We start from the raw sequence: 15,388 nt of genomic DNA, 5'->3' as shown, positions 1-15,388 counted from the left end.
TGCGATAGGGGAAGCCGGGACAGGTGCCACTCTATCGGGGCGCGTGGGTCGGTACCGCAGGCGTGACGTCGCTCGCGGCCCGGCGCTTCTGCGCCACTGTTAAGAATCGCGATTCCTTCGTCCGAACGGGCGCGAAAACCGGGCTGTTCGCATCGACCGATGGCTAGGCTGACCGCATGGTGAGTCTGACAGCCGATCTGAGTCCTCTTCGTCCCGACCGCAACCTCGCGATGGAGCTGGTGCGTGCGACCGAGGCGGCCGCCATCCGCGCGGTGCCGTTCATCGGCCGCGGCGCGAAGGAGGCGGCGGACGGCGCGGCGGTCGACGCCATGCGCGCCTTCCTCGGCACCGTCGACTTCCAGGGCCGGGTCGTGATCGGCGAGGGGGAGAAGGACAACGCGCCGATGCTGTTCAACGGCGAGGTGGTCGGAACGGGCCGCGGTCCGCTGTGCGACATCGCGGTCGATCCCATCGACGGCACGTCTCTCACCGCCGCCGGACGGCAGAACGCCCTCTCCGTGATCGCGGTGTCCGATCGCGGCACGATGCTGGACGCATCCACCGTCTTCTACATGGACAAGCTCGTCACCGGGCCGGCGGGTGTCGGCGTCGTCGACATCCGTCTCCCCATCGGCGAGAACATCCGCAAGCTCGCCGGGGCGCTCGACAAGCCGGTCGACGAGATCGTCGTCTCGGTGCTCAACCGCCCGCGTCACGAGCAGCTGATCCAGGAGATCCGCGACGCGGGTGCCGGCACCCGTCTCATGAGCGACGGCGATGTGGCAGGCGGGATCAACGCCGCGCGTCACGACGCCCGCACCGACATGTGCGTCGGCGTCGGTGGCAGCCCGGAGGGCATCGTCACGGCGTGCGCGATCAAGGCGCTCGGCGGACACATCCAGGGGCGCCTCTGGCCCCGCGACGACGACGAACGCCAGCGCGGGATCGACGCGGGCCTGGACATGGACAAGGTCTACGAGGCCGACGACCTGGTGCAGGGGAACAACACGATCTTCGTCGCGACCGGTGTGACCGACGGCCAGCTGGTCGCGGGCGTGCGTCGCGAGCGCGGATACGTCTACACCGAGAGCGTCGTGCTCCGCGGAGCGTCCGGCACACTGCGCCGCATCGCGTCGGAGCACCTCGTCTCGAAGTGGCTCTGACGCCGCCGGAATGACGTTCCTGGGACGAGCCCTGGTGCGCGCCATAGACGTCTGACCGGACGGCATCGTTATCGAGCCGGTATCGGTCGGGAGTGGCGTGATCCACGCTTTCCGGAGCGCCGTGTCACAATTGTCACTGGGTTTGTCGCCGTCGACGGAGCCGTCAGGCACCGCAGGCACAGGAGGGCGAACGGATGACAACGCAGCACACGAGCGGCTCGAAGGCCGCCGCGACGAAGATCATCACGACGAACACCGGACGGATTCTCCGGGTGAGTGCGGATGCCGAGTCCGGCGTCACCACTCCGCCTGTGACCGCCCCACCGGCAGCGATCGCCGATCCGGCTCGCCGCGCCGACGTGCTGTTCCGAGTCCGCCGTGACGAGGGGCATGAGATCAGCGCCTGGTGGATGATCGGGGCTTTCCTCGCCACCAGCGGACTCGTCATCCTCCTGCTCAGCGGCGTTCCCGGCGTCGCCTGAGTCGACTTCGCACTTCCGGCTGTCGCCCTGCCGGGTGTCACATCGTCGCGTGCGCTGTAGCGCGGTGACCGCATCGCGGTCGGCTAGACCTCGTCGAGGCGCAACCGCACCTCGCCCACATCGGCCTGCACCGCTGCAGCCGCATGTTCCGCGTCGTCGGGCGTCTCGGCGGCCGTCTTCTCGTCCGCTGCTCCGTCGGCGGCGATCAGCTCGGGGGCGGTGAAGCGTCGACCGGTCCCCGCCGTCACCGGGCGCGCCGAGTCGAGGGCGGATGCGTCGACGCCGGGGAACTGCCGTGCCGTGACGAGCACGCGTGTCTCCAGCGAGCCCGCGAACCGGTTGTAGCTGTCCACCGCGCGCTCCAGGGCGCGGCGCAGGTCGTCGGCGTGCCCGGCGAGCGTGCCCAGCCGGTCGTAGAGCTGCGTGCCGAGGGCGAGGAGGGTGCGAGCCTCGGTCGAGACCTCCTGCTGCGTCCAGGTGAAGGCCACCGTCTTGAGCACCGCCCACAGGTTGACGGGGGAGGCGAGTGCCACGCGGCGGCTGAAGGCGTAGTCGAGCAGTGCCGGGTCTTCATCGATGGCCGCCGCCAGGAGCGACTCGCTGGGCAGGAAGCAGATCACGAACTCGGGGCTCGCATCGAGACCTGCCCAGTACGCCTTCTTGGCGAGAGCATCGATGTGGGCGCGGACGGCCTTCACGTGCTTCTGCATCAGCGCGCGGCGTTGCGGCTCGCTCGCGTCGCCCGCCGAGAGCGCCGAGGCCTCGAGGTAGGCGTCGAGGGGGACCTTGGCGTCGACGGCGATCGAGCTGCCGCCGGCGAGACGGATCACCATGTCCGGCCGCCCCTGACCGCGGTCGGACGAGATCGTCGCCTGCAGGTCGAAGTCGATGTGCCGGGTCAGCCCGGCCGCTTCGACGACCCGGCGCAGCTGGGTCTCGCCCCAGACGCCGCGTGTGGCGGTCGAGCGCAGTGCGCCCGCGAGCGACTCCGTGGTGGCACGCAGCGCCTCGTCGGACTCCTGGGCGCGGCGCAGCTGCTCCTCGAGCGTGCCGAACTGCGCGTGCCGATCCCGCTCGATCGCGGTGACCTTGTCCTGCATCTGCTGCAGGCTCTCCCGCACCGGTGCGAGCGCGGTCAGCACGGCGTTCTGCTGCTGCACGCGCTGCGCTTCGGCCCGCTGCTCGTTCCGGGAGTGCTCCACGGCGTCGCGGTAGAGGTCGTACTGGCGGTCGCGATCGTCGCGTGCGGCAGCCAGTTCGGCCTGGGCGCGCGCGAGATCCGCGGCACCGCGACCGGCGCGCAGGAACCAGCCGACGGCGACACCCGCCGCGAGGGCGACGAGGACGAGAACGACTGCCAGAGCATCCATGTCTTCATGATGCGGCCGGCATCCGACATTCCGAGGCCGCCGCGCACGAAGGGCACGTGCGGGGTCAGGCGACGGCGCGCTCCAGGGCGGGGGTGACGGGCGCGGTCACGCGCAGGCTGAGGGCGTCCGCGAGCGCGAAGACGTCGGCAGCTCCCGCTCTGGCGGCGGCGTCGATCACGATCTGCGCGCAGGCACGGGCATCCGCGAGGGCGTCGTGGTGCGAGAACTCCTCGAACCCGGCGGCCGCCGCGGCGATCGGCAGGCGGTACGAGTCGAGCTGGTACGTCTTGCGGGCGACCTGCAGGCTGCACAGCGAGCGGTAGGGCGGGCAGAGCTGCCCGGTGGCCTCCGAGGCGCGGCGCAGCACGTTGAGATCGAATCCCGCGTTGTGGGCGACGAGGACGTCGGCTCCCGCGAAGGCGCACAGGCGATCGAACTGGTCGACCCAGGTGGCGGCCGACAGCACGTCCTCCGGCTGGATGCCGTGGATGCGGACGTTCCACTCCTGGAACTCGTCGTGCCCGGGCGGCGGCTGGATCAGCCAGCCGGTGGTGGCGACGACTTCGCCGCCACGCACGCGGACGAGTCCGACGGAGCAGGCGGAGGCGGGGCTGGAGTTCGCGGTCTCAAAGTCGATCGCAGTGAAATCCAGTGGCACACCCCCACTTTCCCCCGGGCTCTCGGAGACCGGTCGCAGACTCGCCGTATGCTGGCGACATGGCTGAGGACATGGCGACGTCGTTCGGAGCGCAGGCGGGGGACTACGAGGTCGGCAGGCCCGAGTACCCCTTCGACGCGGTGGCCTGGATGCTGGAGCGGATGCCGGCGGATTCGCGTCGAATCGCCGACGTCGGCGCCGGCACGGGCAAGCTCACCCGCGTCCTCGCCCAGGCTCCCGATGCCGAGGTGGTCGCCGTCGATCCCGACCCGGAGATGCTGGCGACGCTTCGTGGGGCGGTGCCCGGAGTGCCGACGTTCGTCGGGACGGCGGAGCAGCTGCCGCTCCCGGACGCGAGCCTCGACGCCGTCGTCCTGGGACAGGCCTGGCACTGGGTCGACCCGGATGCCGGGTCCGCGGAGATCGGTCGCGCCGTGCGCAGCGGAGGAACCCTCGGTCTCATCTGGAACATCCGCGACGATCGCGTCGAATGGGTGCGGAGACTGACCGAGATCATGCACGGCAGTCATGCCGAGAACATGCTCGCCGAGGGAGACCCGGTCGTCGCCGCGCCGTTCGGGCCGCTCGAACAGGAACGCTGGGAGTGGGTCCGCCCCATCACGCGCGATCTGCTGCATCGGATGGCGGCATCGCGGAGTTACATCATCACCGCCCCGGACGAGGAGAAGGCGCGCATCCGCCGAGAGCTGGACGAGCTGTTCGACGAACTCGACCTGCACGGCGACGCCACCATCGACCTCCCGTACGTGACGCGGGCGTACCGCACTGTGCGCGACTGACGCACAGCGCCGAGATGCGCTTCCCTTCTCCGCAGCGCGGAAGTAGCGTTGCGGCATGAACCGACAGCGGTCCGTCTGGGGGTTTCTCTTCGTCGCGACGATCGCTCTCGCCGGTTGCGCGCCGACACCGTCGCAGAACGCACCCTCTCAGGACTCGTCCTCGACGGCGGAGCTCGGGGCGCCGAGTGAAGCACCCGCGCCGTCCGGCGATCCCGCCACCTGGCAGCTGATCGTCCCCGACGACGTCACTCCCGACAGCAGGACCCTCGAGGTCGAGGTCACGCGTGTCGACTGTGCGAACGGAGTGACCGGCGAGCTTCTCTCTCCCGTCATCACCTATGAGGCGACGCAAGTGATCATCCGCATCGACGCGGAGCCGAGCGCTCTGGAGACGGCGAACTGCATGGGTAACGACGCCGTGCCGGTCACGGTCACCCTCAGCGAGCCGGTGGGTCAGCGGAAACTGATCGACGGTGCCTGCATCAGCACGGATGCGAAGCGGTCGGTGGCGTGCCTGAGCAGTGAGCGCACCTCACTGCTCTAGCAGAAGGGCGGCGGCGCGGGCGGTGGTGCCGGCCGCGACGCACAGCATCCCGCAGGATCACGGGGTGGCGGCCAGGTAGACTCGTGCCCCGTGGCTCTCACTATCGGCATCGTCGGCCTGCCCAACGTCGGCAAGTCCACCCTCTTCAACGCACTCACCAAGAACGACGTGCTCGCGGCGAACTATCCGTTCGCGACGATCGAGCCCAACGTCGGCGTGGTGAACCTGCCCGACCCGCGTCTCGACAAGCTCGCGGAGATCTTCGGCAGCGAGCGGATCCTCCCCGCAGCGGTGTCGTTCGTCGACATCGCCGGCATCGTGCGCGGTGCGAGCGAGGGCGAGGGGCTGGGCAACAAGTTCCTCGCGAACATCCGTGAGGCCGACGCGATCGCACAGGTCGTCCGCGGCTTCGCCGATGACGACGTGGTGCACGTCGACGGCACGGTGAACCCGGCGTCCGACATGGAGACGATCAACGCCGAGCTCATGCTCGCCGACCTGGAGACCGTCGACAAGGCGATTACCCGGTACGAGAAGGAGGTCCGCGGCAAGAAGATCGAGCCCGTGGTGCTCGAGACCGCGAACGCGGCGAAGGATGCGCTGGAGCGCGGCGTGCTGCTGTCGGTCGCCGGCATCGACCTGACGCCCATCCGCGAGCTGGGGCTGCTCACCGCGAAGCCTGTGATCTTCGTCTTCAACGTCGACGAGGCCGTGCTGACGGACGACGGCCGCAAGGCCGAGCTCGCCGCCCTCGTCGCGCCGGCGAAGGCGATCTTCCTCGACGCGAAGATCGAGTCCGAGCTCATCGACCTCGACCCGGAAGACGCGGCCGAACTGCTCGCCTCGACCGGGCAGGACGAGTCGGGCCTGGACCAGCTCGCCCGCATCGGCTTCGACACCCTCGGTCTGCAGACCTACCTCACGGCCGGTCCGAAGGAGGCTCGCGCCTGGACGATCCCCAAGGGGTCGAAGGCGCCTCAGGCAGCCGGTGTCATCCACACCGACTTCGAGAAGGGCTTCATCAAGGCCGAGATCGTCTCGTTCGAGGACCTGGTCGAGACCGGCTCCGTCGTCGAGGCCCGCGCCAAGGGCAAGGCCCGCCTCGAGGGCAAGGACTACGTCATGCAGGATGGCGACGTCGTGGAGTTCCGCTTCAACAACTGAGGCGTGGCATCCGGCGGGAGCGTGGGACGACTCGGATGCGAGCTACGGTGACGTCGTGGAGTTCTGCATCGGGAGCACATCCGATGGCTCGAGGGAGGCTTCGTCCATGATCCAGGGCAACAGAGCGTCGCTCAGCATCCAGAGCGACACGAAGACGGTCGCCCAGATCTCCGCGATGCTCGGCCTCGAGCCCACCGACTGGGGCGACGAAGGCGATCTCACGCCCTCGGGCCGGGCCGGTCGGAACTTCGCGCCGGAGTTCCTGACGTACCAGCGGACCTACTGGTCTCTCACGGAGAGCATCGACGAGCCGGATGCTGACGATCAGACCGGCTTCTCCGCGCTCCGGGCGTTGGCGGTGAGACTGGAACCCGCCGCACAGGCGCTCGCGGAGCTGCGCCAGGGCGGGGAAACCGTGCTCTGGTGGTCCGGAGACTCCGACAGCACGCAGGGCGGATTCGTGCTGGAGGCGGACCTGATCGGCCGCCTGGCGAAGCTGGGGTGCGCCGTCTACGGGACCGCCTTCCTCACGGAGGATGAGGCCGAGGGCGCCTGAGCGCACGAACCATCTGCTGCTCTCATAGCGCTGAGAGGCGCCGGAGGGACGGGGTACCCGGTTAGACGGCGGCGTGAGCGGGACCTGCGGTGAGGATCACGCACGCGACCGCATAATGGACTCCATGAACCCGAAAACGACGCTGCGGCAGGAGATCACGGGGCTCGTCGTCTCCGTCGCCATCCTCGTCGTGTTCGTGCCGACAGGGGTCTCGACGATGACGACGCCGAGCGCGTGGACGGCGGGTTTCATCGACATTCCGACCTGGCAGGCAGAACTGCCGACCTGGTCCACGCTCGGGATCAACGTCCTGCTGGTCCTCATCGCCGCCCTTCTCGCCTTCGTCACCGCGGCCCTCCTCGTCCGCCGTGTGCGGGCACGACGGGAGAACAACTCCGACGGGCCCTCGGATCTCGGTGCGACATGAGCGTCGTTCCGCCGGTCGACTCACACGGTGCGAAGGGTGATGGGGCCGCCGCGGTGCGGCCGACGGCGCCGGGGCGACGCGACATCCTCGCGATCCGCATCTGCCTGATCATCGTCATCATCGGGCTCGTCGTGAGCGGGGTCACCGCCTTCCCGTTGCGCGAGGAGCTCATGCTCGGCCGCGACATCCTGAACAGCACCGGTCTGAGCGCGACGTTCCCCGACCTCGCCTTCTGGGTGCAGCGGGTCGCGGAAGGGCTCGAGGTCACCGGAGACGACTATCCGTTTCTGGCGTACGGCACGGACTGGCTCGCGTTCGCCCATCTGGCGATCGCCGTGGCCTTCGTCGGACCGCTCATCGATCCGGTGCGCAACGTGTGGGTGACCGTCTGGGGCCTCATCATGTGCGCGGGCATCATCCCGCTCGCCCTGATCGCGGGAGCCGTCCGCGGTCTGCCGATCGGCTGGCAGCTCATCGACATCTCGTTCGGGGTCGTGGCCGCCGTGCCCCTCACGATCGCGCTCCTCCTGACGCGCCGACTCGAGAGAGCGCGCGGGAACGTTCCGGACCGGCGGACTCCGCAGCCCTAAGTGGCGCTCGCGACGTCGTCGAGCAACGCCCGGAGGAGTGCAGGGCGCCCATCCCGCACCGACCGGGGAAGCAGGGCGGCGAAGGCCACCCCGAGTGCGAGTGGCACCACGGACACGAACAGCGCGATGTCGGCGCTCAGCGACAGACCGAGCGTGACGAAACCCGCCGCTGCCAGGAACAGGACGGCGACGACGGCCAGGTCGGGACCGCTGGGGGCAACCCTGCCGGACACGCGCACGCCGGTGTCCATGTCGCGCAGCCGCGCCCGGAGTACCGTGCTGCCGGTGGCGTAGATCCCGCCGACTCCGTTTCGAGCGACGAGCACGTTGTCGTCTCGGATGCGCATCCGCACGCCGCTCGCATGCCCTCGAGGGCGCGAACCGAGGCGTCGTCGGAGATCGGACACCGTCTCATGCGGGAGCAAGACCTCCACCTCGCTCCAGAACATGCGGAAGAGTCTAGGTGGTTACGGCAACAGCCGATGGCCACGGGCGGCTGTGGCGACCCGGTCGGAGGGGCGTCCGCGCACCACCCGCGCGGGTGACAGGATTGACGGATGACCGCAACACTCGTGGCCCAAGGGCTGGCCGGCGGGTACGGCCATCGCACCCTGTTCGATTCGCTCGACCTGACCGTCGCGGCCGGAGACGTCGTGGGTCTCGTCGGGGCCAACGGCGCGGGGAAGTCGACACTCCTGAAGCTGCTGGCCGGAGTCGACGAGCCGCAGGCCGGGACGATCCGACTCACTCCGGCGGATGCCTTCGTGGGCTGGCTCCCCCAGGAGCATGAGCGCGTCGCGGGAGAGAGCGTGGTCGAGTACATCGGTCGGCGTACCGGGTGCGCGGAGGCGACCAGGGACATGGATGAGGCAGCCGCCGCTCTCGGCGACCCCTCGCTCGCCGCCCCGGGCACGGATCCGGCCGACACCTACTCCGCGGCTCTGGATCGCTGGCTGGCCAGTGGCGCCGCCGACCTCGACGAGCGGCTTCCGGCCGTGCTCGCCGACCTCGGCCTCGACCTGGGCGGCGATCCGGCCGACACCCTGATGACGTCGCTGTCGGGAGGACAGGCCGCACGGGTCGGCCTCGCGGCACTGCTGCTCTCGCGCTTCGACATCGCCCTGCTGGACGAGCCGACGAACGACCTCGACCTCGACGGGATCGAGCGACTCGAGACGTTCGTGCGCGGCCTCCGCGGCGGCGTCGTGCTCGTCAGCCACGACCGCGAGTTCCTCGCCCGCTGCGTCACCCGCGTGCTGGAGCTCGATCTCGCCCAGGGCACCAACCGGGTGTTCGGCGGCGGCTACGACGCGTACCTGGAGGAGCGGGCGACCATCCGCCGCCACCAGCGCGAGAAGTACGACGAGTTCGCGGACAAGAAGGCCGATCTCGTCGCCCGCGCCCGCACCCAGCGCGAGTGGTCGAGCCAGGGCGTGCGCAATGCGATGAAGAAGGCACCCGACAACGACAAGATCAAGCGCAAGGCCTCGGCCGAGTCGAGCGAGAAGCAGGCGCAGAAGGTGCGTCAGATGGAAAGCCGGATCGCCCGACTCGAAGAGGTCGAGGAGCCGCGGAAGGAGTGGCAGCTCGAGTTCACGATCGGTTCGGCGCCGCGCTCCAGCTCGGTGGTCTCGACGCTGAGCTCGGCCGTGTTCCGCCAGGGTTCCTTCCAGCTCGGACCGGTGTCGCTCCAGGTGAACGCGGGGGAGCGCATCGGCATCACCGGCCCCAACGGCGCCGGGAAGTCGACGCTGCTGCGCGGGCTGCTGGGGCGACAGAGCCCGGACGAGGGATCGGCGAGTCTCGGCGCGAGCGTGGAGATCGGCGAGATCGACCAGGCGCGTGCATTGCTCGTCGGTGCGCAGCCGCTCGCCGCTGCCTTCGAGGCGCTGGTCCCCGAGATGGCTTCGGGGGAGGTGCGCACTCTCCTCGCCAAGTTCGGTCTCAAGGCCGATCATGTGACGCGTGCCGTCGACGAGCTCTCACCGGGCGAACGCACGCGCGCGGGACTGGCGCTGCTGCAGGCGCGCGGCGTCAACCTGCTCGTGCTCGACGAGCCGACCAACCACCTCGACCTGCCCGCGATCGAACAGCTGGAGCAGGCGCTCGAGTCGTACGAAGGGACGCTGCTGCTCGTCACCCACGATCGGCGGATGCTCGCGACCGTGCAGACCGACCGGCACTGGCGGGTGGAGTCGGGACAGGTCGTCGAGGTCTGACGAGCGGCGGGCGCTGTCGACCGCGAGTGTCCCGATCAGGCGTAGGGCTGCGCGCCCTATGACGTTCACCTCATCGCCCGGCTCGGCGACGCCGCGGCGAGCCCGTGTTGCGGCCGAAGCGGGGGAGACGCCACAATATCGGTCAGGATGCCGGACGGTGACGTCGTGGAGCTCCTCGCCATGAGCCAGAAGCGCTCGTGGTGACCTCTACGAGCAGAAGGCCCTCATGACCTCGTCGCCCACGGCACCGCGCACCAACACCCTGGCTCTCGTCAGCTTCATCGCGGCCTTCGTCATCCCGGTCGGAGGATTCATCCTCGGGGTGTTCGCCTTGCGACAGCTGCGGGCCCCCGGGAACACCGAGTCCGGCGCAGGGCTTGCCCGATGGGCGCTCGTCATCGGCGCGCTCGGCACGCTGTTCGCCGTGCTCTTCTTCATCCTGTGGGGCACGCTGTTCTTCTCGGCGCTGGGCGGCCAGCCTTTCGGACGCTGATCCGGGCGTCTCCGTCTCGCTGACGGCCCGCTCGGGATACGCTGGGACACGGCGGCTCGAGCCGCGGTCCGGTCGCTGGCGTCCGCCGTGGACGTTCCGCCTGAGTTCCTGACACCGACGGCACGAGGAGATTGACGCCGATGACCGACACCCAGATCTTCGAGCCGGACGGCCGCGCGATCCCCTTCGTCGACGAGGGCGACGGGCCCGTCAAGCTCGTCCTGATCCAGGAGCGCGATGTCGCGGCTGACGTCCTCGGCGTCGTCGCGCACTACCTCGCCGAGGAGGCGGGCTTCCACGTGCTGCGGATCGGCCACCGCGCCGATGTCGAGGGCGCCGAGCCCTCGCTGGAGGACCGGGTGGAGGATGCACTCGCCGTGATCGACCACGTCGGCCTCGGGGACACCTGGATCGGCGGACACGGATTCGGTGGCACCATCGCGCGAGCATTCGCCGTCGCCCACGCCGACCGCGTGAACGGACTGGCGCTGCTCGGCGTCGAAGAGCACGACACGGCCCTCGCGCCCGTGATGCCGGTCCTCATCATCCAGGGCACCGACGACGCGACCACCCCGTTCGCGAACGGCGAGCGCCTGCAGTCCACGGCCCCGGAGCGCGCCAGCGTGAAGAGCATCGACGGGGGAGACCACCTCTTCCCGATGACGCACCCGATCGAGACCGCGGTCGTCATCGAGGAGTACCTCGACTGGGACTGAGTCCCTAGCGGCCCTGTCGCTTCTTGTACGGCTTCGGCTGTCCCTTGACGGCGGGAGCACGGCCCTTGCCCTTCGAGGCCTTGGCCTTGCCTCCCGCCGGCGCCGGGGCGTTGCGGACCGGCGCCGGAGCCGCAGCGACCTCTGCCTTCGCCTCCACCAGGAGGAGTTCGCCGACGTGCGTCAACCGGGTCGGCCCTTCACGATGGACGATCGGATGCCCGACCTCGGCCTCGAGCTTGTCGATCGACGTGTAGAGCGATGCCAGCGGGATGCCGAGCTTCTCGGCCGCGCGCGGAAAGTGCAGCTCCTCCGCGAGGACGACGAAACGGCGGAGCAGAGAGATCTTCACGGGGGCCCTTCGACGGTTCGCACGGGTTGCGAGCCTCTCCAGGTTACGCGCTGCACCGCGGGATCAGAGATCGCTGAAGTCGTTCGCGGGGGCGTTGATCCGCGTCACGGTGTCGCCCTCGAGAGAGAACAGCACGTAGAGGATGCCGACGGAGCCGGGATGCGTCAGCGACTCCGTGTCCGGAACCTCCTGCTCGCCCAGCCCGAGATCCGCAGCGGTGGCGGCATCTTCCGCATCCACCAGCGCCCACGCACCGGCGTCGAGGAGGTCTGCTCGGGTCGAACCGACGTGCAGGCCCTCCGCCGTCTGCACCGGCACTCCTCCCACCTCGGCGGCGGTGATCGAGACCGCCGCGGGGACCTCGCCCTTGCTGTCTGCGAGCACGATCAGTCCGTCCCAGTCGTAACGCTGCATAGGAGTGGTGTCGCCCGGGACGACCTCGATGTTCTCCGGCTCCGGAAGCACGCCGGTCGTCTTCTCGAGGAGCGCGAGCAACGCGGGCGAGTCGTCGAAGGCGACGCTGGTCGTCTCGGATTCGTCGGTGACGGTCAGACCCTCGAGAGATACGACGATCTGCGGGTCGACCTCCGGCGTCGGGCTGGAGGACGGCGACGACGATGCGGAGCTCGTCGCGCTCGGTTCGGCGGATGTCGAGGGAGCACACCCGATCAGCAGGAGTGCAGAAGCGGCAAGGACCAGGACCGGAGCAAGAGATCGTCGCATGCTCAGATGCTAGGGGAGCACCGACGCGTTCCACGAGAAGCCGACACGGCGGTGGAGCGAATCGTTATCTCACCGAAGTCCTCGCCCGCGTACGACGGATGCCGCGACCGAGTCGGCCGCGGCATCCGGAATCCTTCGGTCAGGCGACCTGGGGTGTGACCGCGAAGGACACAGAACCCTCGTCGTCCACGCCGGCGTCGAGGACCTTGTCGTCGAGCGCGGCAGCTGCGGACTCGTCGAGGAAGAGCCGGGTGCCGGCGACCTCCACGACCTGGTCCTGAGGCTCCGGGTCGGCCGCGACGAGCACGGCGAGACGCGCACCGCCCTCGGCGGTCGGGGCCTCGGTGGAGTGGATGCGCAGTCCGGCATCCGGGGCGTCGGTCTGGCGACTCACGAGGGTCGTCACGATGGCGGAGGCGTTGTCGGTGAGGGTGAGCACGAGACTCTCCTTCCGGTTGGGGCATGCCGCGGTCGCGACATGTCCGGGCTACGATTCCCGACCCCGCCGACGCCTTCAACCCCCTTGCGCGGATTCGGAGGAGGCTCTTACCCTGCTCGCAGGTTCTTCCGCAGAAACACCTGCTCGGTGCCGTCGCCGTCCGGCACCCGCTCGTGCTCCTCGTAGCCGCACGCCTCGTACAGGCGGATGTTCGCCTCGCTCAGGCTCCCGGTGAAGAGCTCGGCGACAGCGGCGTCGGACGACTTCTCGGCGCTCTCCAGCAACAGCCTCCCGACTCCCTCGCCCTGCACGTCCGGGGCGATCGCGATCCTGCCGATCAGGAGCATGCCGTCCCGTTTCACGTAGCGGATCGCCCCCACGAGACGCCCGTCGATCCGCGCGGTCAGCCCCGACTCGGAACGCAGCTCGGCCTCGAGCTCGGAGAGGGTCTGCGTCAGCGGAGGCATGTCGACGCTGCCGTAGATCGCGGCCTCCGACACGAAGGCCGCGCGCTGCACGGTGAGCACCTCGCCGGCGTCGTCGTCACTGATGGGGGAGATCACGATCTCCGGGTGTGCTCGGTCCTGCTCTTCGGTCACGGTGGCGCCTTTCTCGTCCCGAGCCACGTTCGGGGCTGGGCCCTTCCGGTGTCAACCCCCTCGGCCCCGACGCTCCGTCGGGTTAGCGTCGCACCCAGGAGGTCACACACCATGGCTGAAAGCACGACCAAGAAGACCGGCGGCTCGACGAAGAAGGGTGCCGTGAAGACGACCAGGCAGCAGAACGCGGAGAAGGGCTTCACCGCATCGCCCACGCTCGCCGCGAACCTGCAGACCGTGCTCGTGGATCTGCTCGAACTCGCGATCCAGGGCAAGCAGGCGCACTGGAACGTCGTCGGCCGCAACTTCCGCGACACGCACCGGCAGCTCGACGAGATCATCGACGACGCGCGAACCTTCAGCGACACGATCGCGGAGCGGATGCGCGCCCTGCATGCCGTCCCGGACGGGCGGAGCGCGACGATCGCGAAGACCACCTCGCTTCCCGAGTTCCCCGCCGGCGAGGTGTCCACCACCGAGACCATCGACCTGGTCACCGAGCGTCTGGAGGCGGCTGTCGCGACGATGAGGGACGTCCACGACGCCGTCGACGAGGAGGACCCGACGTCCGCCGACCTGCTGCACGCCGTGATCGAACGGCTCGAGCAGTTCGCGTGGATGGTCAGCGCCGAGAACCGGAGCCCGGCGGGACGCTGAACACGCCCCGTCCCGCGGGCGCCGTGGTCAGACCGGCCCGGCGCCGCGGGTGAGGGGGCGTCCGCGCATGATGCGCGGCAGGGCGATCCACAGCGCGAGCACCAGCACGAGTGCCGCGACGAGCGCGACGATGCCCGCGGTGCGATTCACCGTGAAGTCGACGATCAGTGTGGTCACCCCGATGGTCAGGGCGCCGATCACGATGAGGTCGATCCGGACGATGCGGGCCGCGATGCGCACGAGGTCCGGCTTCCGGCGACGTCCGAACAGGGCACGGTGCATCCCCACCGGCGCGAGAGCGAGGATCGTGGCGACAGCGGCGAGCCCCACGAGGACGACGTACAGGTCGCGCTGGAGCTCGTCCATGTCCGTGAACCGCGGCTGGAACGCCACGGCCAGGAGGAAACCGGTCAGGATCTGCGTTCCGGTCTGCATGACGCGCAGCTCCTGCAGCAGCTCGTCCCAGTTGCGGTCGGCACGTTCGTTCGCGGTCTCGTCGCGCCCGTCCGCACGGTCGTCGAGTTCGTGGTCGCCAGCCGGGAGGTCGGATGTCATGATCTCAGTGTCGTTTCCGCTCTCGGGTGCTGTCCAGACTCTTGCACCCACAGATCGAAAGAAGGCATCATGACGCTCCCGCCGATCAGGGACTGGTGGTCAGAGCTGTCGGAGGACGCGCGCCGGGCCGTGCTCGACAGCGGCTCGCCGCATCTCGAGGAAGATGTCCGCGAGGAGATCAGGGTGATCACCGGCGCGGTCGTCGGCATGGTGGAGTCCCTGTCCGACGATGATCTCGACTATGCCCGGGCGCACGCCGAGGACTGAAGCCGTCTCACGCGCCGTCGGGCGTCGGCGCCGGATGCTCCTCCCGCAGCCGCGGCTCCGTGCGACGTTCGGGACGCACCCCCGACTTGTCGGCGTAGAACGCGCGGATGCGATCCATGTCCGCTGCGACGTCGCCGGTGAGGTCGATCGTGGGACCGAGGCCGCTCGTCATGGTCGTGCGATCGACGAAGCCCAGTGTCACGGGCATACCCGTCTCGCGGGCGATCCGATAGAACCCGGACTTCCAGTACTCGTTGCCGCCGCGCGTGCCGTCCGGGGTCACGACGAGCCCGAACACGGTTCCGGCGTGCACCTGTCCGACCACGTCGTTCACGACGCGCGCAGGGTCGGAGCGATCGACGGGGATGCCGCCCAGGCGACGCATGAGCGGCCCTCGCCAGCCGTGGAAGAGGCTCTTCTTCCCGAGCCAGTGCACGTCGATGTCGAGCCGCCACGCGATCGCCAGCATCAGGACGAAGTCCCAGTTGGAGGTGTGCGGTGCGCCGACCAGGACAGTCGGGCGCGTCGGTGCGCCCTCGCTCACGAGCGTCCATCTGCTGAACGCCCAGAACATGCGGGCGAGGAGTCGTTTGAGCATGCGTCAACCGTAGGGGAGA

At 69.4% G+C, this 15,388-nt stretch carries 22 protein-coding genes; 13 read left to right on the top strand and 9 right to left on the bottom strand.

Annotated elements, in window-relative coordinates; translation table 11 throughout:
* Nucleotides 1-176: 176 nt before the first annotated feature.
* Both glpX and AC07VM_RS08935 read left to right on the top strand, forming a co-directional pair.
* On the top strand, nucleotides 177-1,163 hold the full coding sequence (glpX, locus tag AC07VM_RS08940) for a class II fructose-bisphosphatase (RefSeq protein WP_017828697.1): 987 nt from the start codon (nucleotides 177-179) through the stop codon (nucleotides 1,161-1,163).
* Between the two features lie 194 nt (nucleotides 1,164-1,357).
* Nucleotides 1,358-1,645, top strand: coding sequence for a hypothetical protein (locus tag AC07VM_RS08935; RefSeq protein WP_267417793.1), 288 nt, complete (start codon nucleotides 1,358-1,360; stop codon nucleotides 1,643-1,645).
* Nucleotides 1,646-1,728: 83 nt separating this feature from the next.
* On the opposite strand, the gene AC07VM_RS08930 is transcribed toward AC07VM_RS08935, so the two are convergent.
* Together AC07VM_RS08930 and AC07VM_RS08925 are read right to left on the bottom strand one after the other, a co-directional pair.
* Nucleotides 1,729-3,015, bottom strand: a complete 1,287-nt coding sequence (locus AC07VM_RS08930; RefSeq protein ID WP_494910781.1) for a DNA recombination protein RmuC — start codon at nucleotides 3,013-3,015, stop codon at nucleotides 1,729-1,731.
* A 64-nt stretch (nucleotides 3,016-3,079) separates the two neighbouring features.
* Complete coding sequence (locus AC07VM_RS08925) at nucleotides 3,080-3,673, bottom strand: 3'-5' exonuclease (protein WP_494910780.1); 594 nt, start codon at nucleotides 3,671-3,673, stop codon at nucleotides 3,080-3,082.
* A gap of 59 nt (nucleotides 3,674-3,732) precedes the next feature.
* Between AC07VM_RS08925 and AC07VM_RS08920 the strand changes: the two genes are divergently transcribed.
* From AC07VM_RS08920 to AC07VM_RS08895, 6 genes are all read left to right on the top strand, one after another.
* On the top strand, nucleotides 3,733-4,473 hold the full coding sequence (locus AC07VM_RS08920; RefSeq protein WP_494910779.1) for a class I SAM-dependent methyltransferase: 741 nt from the start codon (nucleotides 3,733-3,735) through the stop codon (nucleotides 4,471-4,473).
* A gap of 55 nt (nucleotides 4,474-4,528) precedes the next feature.
* Nucleotides 4,529-5,017, top strand: coding sequence for a hypothetical protein (locus AC07VM_RS08915; protein WP_494910778.1), 489 nt, complete (start codon nucleotides 4,529-4,531; stop codon nucleotides 5,015-5,017).
* Between the two features lie 90 nt (nucleotides 5,018-5,107).
* The gene (gene ychF / locus AC07VM_RS08910) at nucleotides 5,108-6,181 is read left to right on the top strand and encodes a redox-regulated ATPase YchF (RefSeq protein WP_267417798.1); all 1,074 of its coding nucleotides are present in this window, start codon (nucleotides 5,108-5,110) and stop codon (nucleotides 6,179-6,181) included.
* A 106-nt stretch (nucleotides 6,182-6,287) separates the two neighbouring features.
* Nucleotides 6,288-6,737, top strand: coding sequence for a DUF4279 domain-containing protein (locus tag AC07VM_RS08905; protein WP_494910777.1), 450 nt, complete (start codon nucleotides 6,288-6,290; stop codon nucleotides 6,735-6,737).
* A gap of 124 nt (nucleotides 6,738-6,861) precedes the next feature.
* Nucleotides 6,862-7,164: a hypothetical protein gene (locus tag AC07VM_RS08900; protein WP_494910776.1), complete on the top strand. Its 303-nt coding sequence runs from the start codon at nucleotides 6,862-6,864 to the stop codon at nucleotides 7,162-7,164.
* Entirely contained in the window at nucleotides 7,161-7,754 is a 594-nt protein-coding gene (locus AC07VM_RS08895) for a hypothetical protein (RefSeq protein WP_494910775.1), read from the top strand. The genes AC07VM_RS08900 and AC07VM_RS08895 overlap by 4 nt, the downstream gene beginning before the upstream one ends.
* Here the strand turns inward: AC07VM_RS08895 and AC07VM_RS08890 are convergent.
* Nucleotides 7,751-8,203: a hypothetical protein gene (locus AC07VM_RS08890; RefSeq protein WP_494910774.1), complete on the bottom strand. Its 453-nt coding sequence runs from the start codon at nucleotides 8,201-8,203 to the stop codon at nucleotides 7,751-7,753. The genes AC07VM_RS08895 and AC07VM_RS08890 overlap by 4 nt on opposite strands.
* A 108-nt stretch (nucleotides 8,204-8,311) precedes the next feature.
* Here AC07VM_RS08890 and AC07VM_RS08885 point away from each other — a divergent pair, with 108 nt between their 5' ends.
* From AC07VM_RS08885 to AC07VM_RS08875, 3 genes are all read left to right on the top strand, one after another.
* Nucleotides 8,312-9,973 (top strand): ABC-F family ATP-binding cassette domain-containing protein, encoded by a 1,662-nt coding sequence (locus AC07VM_RS08885; RefSeq protein ID WP_494910773.1) that lies wholly within the window; start codon nucleotides 8,312-8,314, stop codon nucleotides 9,971-9,973.
* A 226-nt stretch (nucleotides 9,974-10,199) separates the two neighbouring features.
* Nucleotides 10,200-10,466, top strand: a complete 267-nt coding sequence (locus tag AC07VM_RS08880; protein ID WP_494910772.1) for a hypothetical protein — start codon at nucleotides 10,200-10,202, stop codon at nucleotides 10,464-10,466.
* A gap of 140 nt (nucleotides 10,467-10,606) precedes the next feature.
* Nucleotides 10,607-11,182: an alpha/beta fold hydrolase gene (locus AC07VM_RS08875; protein ID WP_267417805.1), complete on the top strand. Its 576-nt coding sequence runs from the start codon at nucleotides 10,607-10,609 to the stop codon at nucleotides 11,180-11,182.
* Between the two features lie 4 nt (nucleotides 11,183-11,186).
* Here the strand turns inward: AC07VM_RS08875 and AC07VM_RS08870 are convergent, their stop codons facing one another.
* From AC07VM_RS08870 to AC07VM_RS08855, 4 genes are all read right to left on the bottom strand, one after another.
* Nucleotides 11,187-11,531, bottom strand: coding sequence for a LysR family transcriptional regulator (locus AC07VM_RS08870; RefSeq protein ID WP_494910771.1), 345 nt, complete (start codon nucleotides 11,529-11,531; stop codon nucleotides 11,187-11,189).
* A 63-nt stretch (nucleotides 11,532-11,594) separates the two neighbouring features.
* Nucleotides 11,595-12,254, bottom strand: coding sequence for a hypothetical protein (locus AC07VM_RS08865; RefSeq protein WP_494910770.1), 660 nt, complete (start codon nucleotides 12,252-12,254; stop codon nucleotides 11,595-11,597).
* Between the two features lie 139 nt (nucleotides 12,255-12,393).
* Nucleotides 12,394-12,693, bottom strand: a complete 300-nt coding sequence (locus AC07VM_RS08860) for a Fe-S cluster assembly protein HesB (RefSeq protein ID WP_494910769.1) — start codon at nucleotides 12,691-12,693, stop codon at nucleotides 12,394-12,396.
* 107 nt (nucleotides 12,694-12,800) lie between these two features.
* The gene (locus AC07VM_RS08855) at nucleotides 12,801-13,292 is read right to left on the bottom strand and encodes a GNAT family N-acetyltransferase (RefSeq protein ID WP_494910768.1); all 492 of its coding nucleotides are present in this window, start codon (nucleotides 13,290-13,292) and stop codon (nucleotides 12,801-12,803) included.
* Between the two features lie 111 nt (nucleotides 13,293-13,403).
* Here AC07VM_RS08855 and AC07VM_RS08850 point away from each other — a divergent pair, with 111 nt between their 5' ends.
* Nucleotides 13,404-13,949 carry a Dps family protein gene (locus AC07VM_RS08850; RefSeq protein WP_267417810.1) on the top strand — a complete coding sequence of 182 codons (546 nt, stop codon included), beginning with the start codon at nucleotides 13,404-13,406 and terminating at the stop codon, nucleotides 13,947-13,949.
* A 27-nt stretch (nucleotides 13,950-13,976) separates the two neighbouring features.
* Here AC07VM_RS08850 and AC07VM_RS08845 read toward each other — a convergent pair whose 3' ends face one another.
* A complete protein-coding gene (locus AC07VM_RS08845; RefSeq protein ID WP_267417811.1) occupies nucleotides 13,977-14,504 on the bottom strand; it encodes a DUF6328 family protein in 528 nt (175 codons plus the stop codon).
* A gap of 69 nt (nucleotides 14,505-14,573) precedes the next feature.
* Between AC07VM_RS08845 and AC07VM_RS08840 the strand changes: the two genes are divergently transcribed.
* Nucleotides 14,574-14,771 carry a hypothetical protein gene (locus AC07VM_RS08840; protein ID WP_494910767.1) on the top strand — a complete coding sequence of 66 codons (198 nt, stop codon included), beginning with the start codon at nucleotides 14,574-14,576 and terminating at the stop codon, nucleotides 14,769-14,771.
* A 7-nt stretch (nucleotides 14,772-14,778) separates the two neighbouring features.
* Here AC07VM_RS08840 and AC07VM_RS08835 read toward each other — a convergent pair whose 3' ends face one another.
* Entirely contained in the window at nucleotides 14,779-15,369 is a 591-nt protein-coding gene (locus AC07VM_RS08835) for a 1-acyl-sn-glycerol-3-phosphate acyltransferase (RefSeq protein ID WP_494910766.1), read from the bottom strand.
* Nucleotides 15,370-15,388 lie beyond the last annotated feature (19 nt).

Source organism: Microbacterium sp. GW821-FHT01D02 (assembly GCF_059422585.1).
The sequence above is the reverse complement of the archived record's forward strand: the minus strand, read 5'-3'. Positions and strand labels throughout refer to the sequence as shown.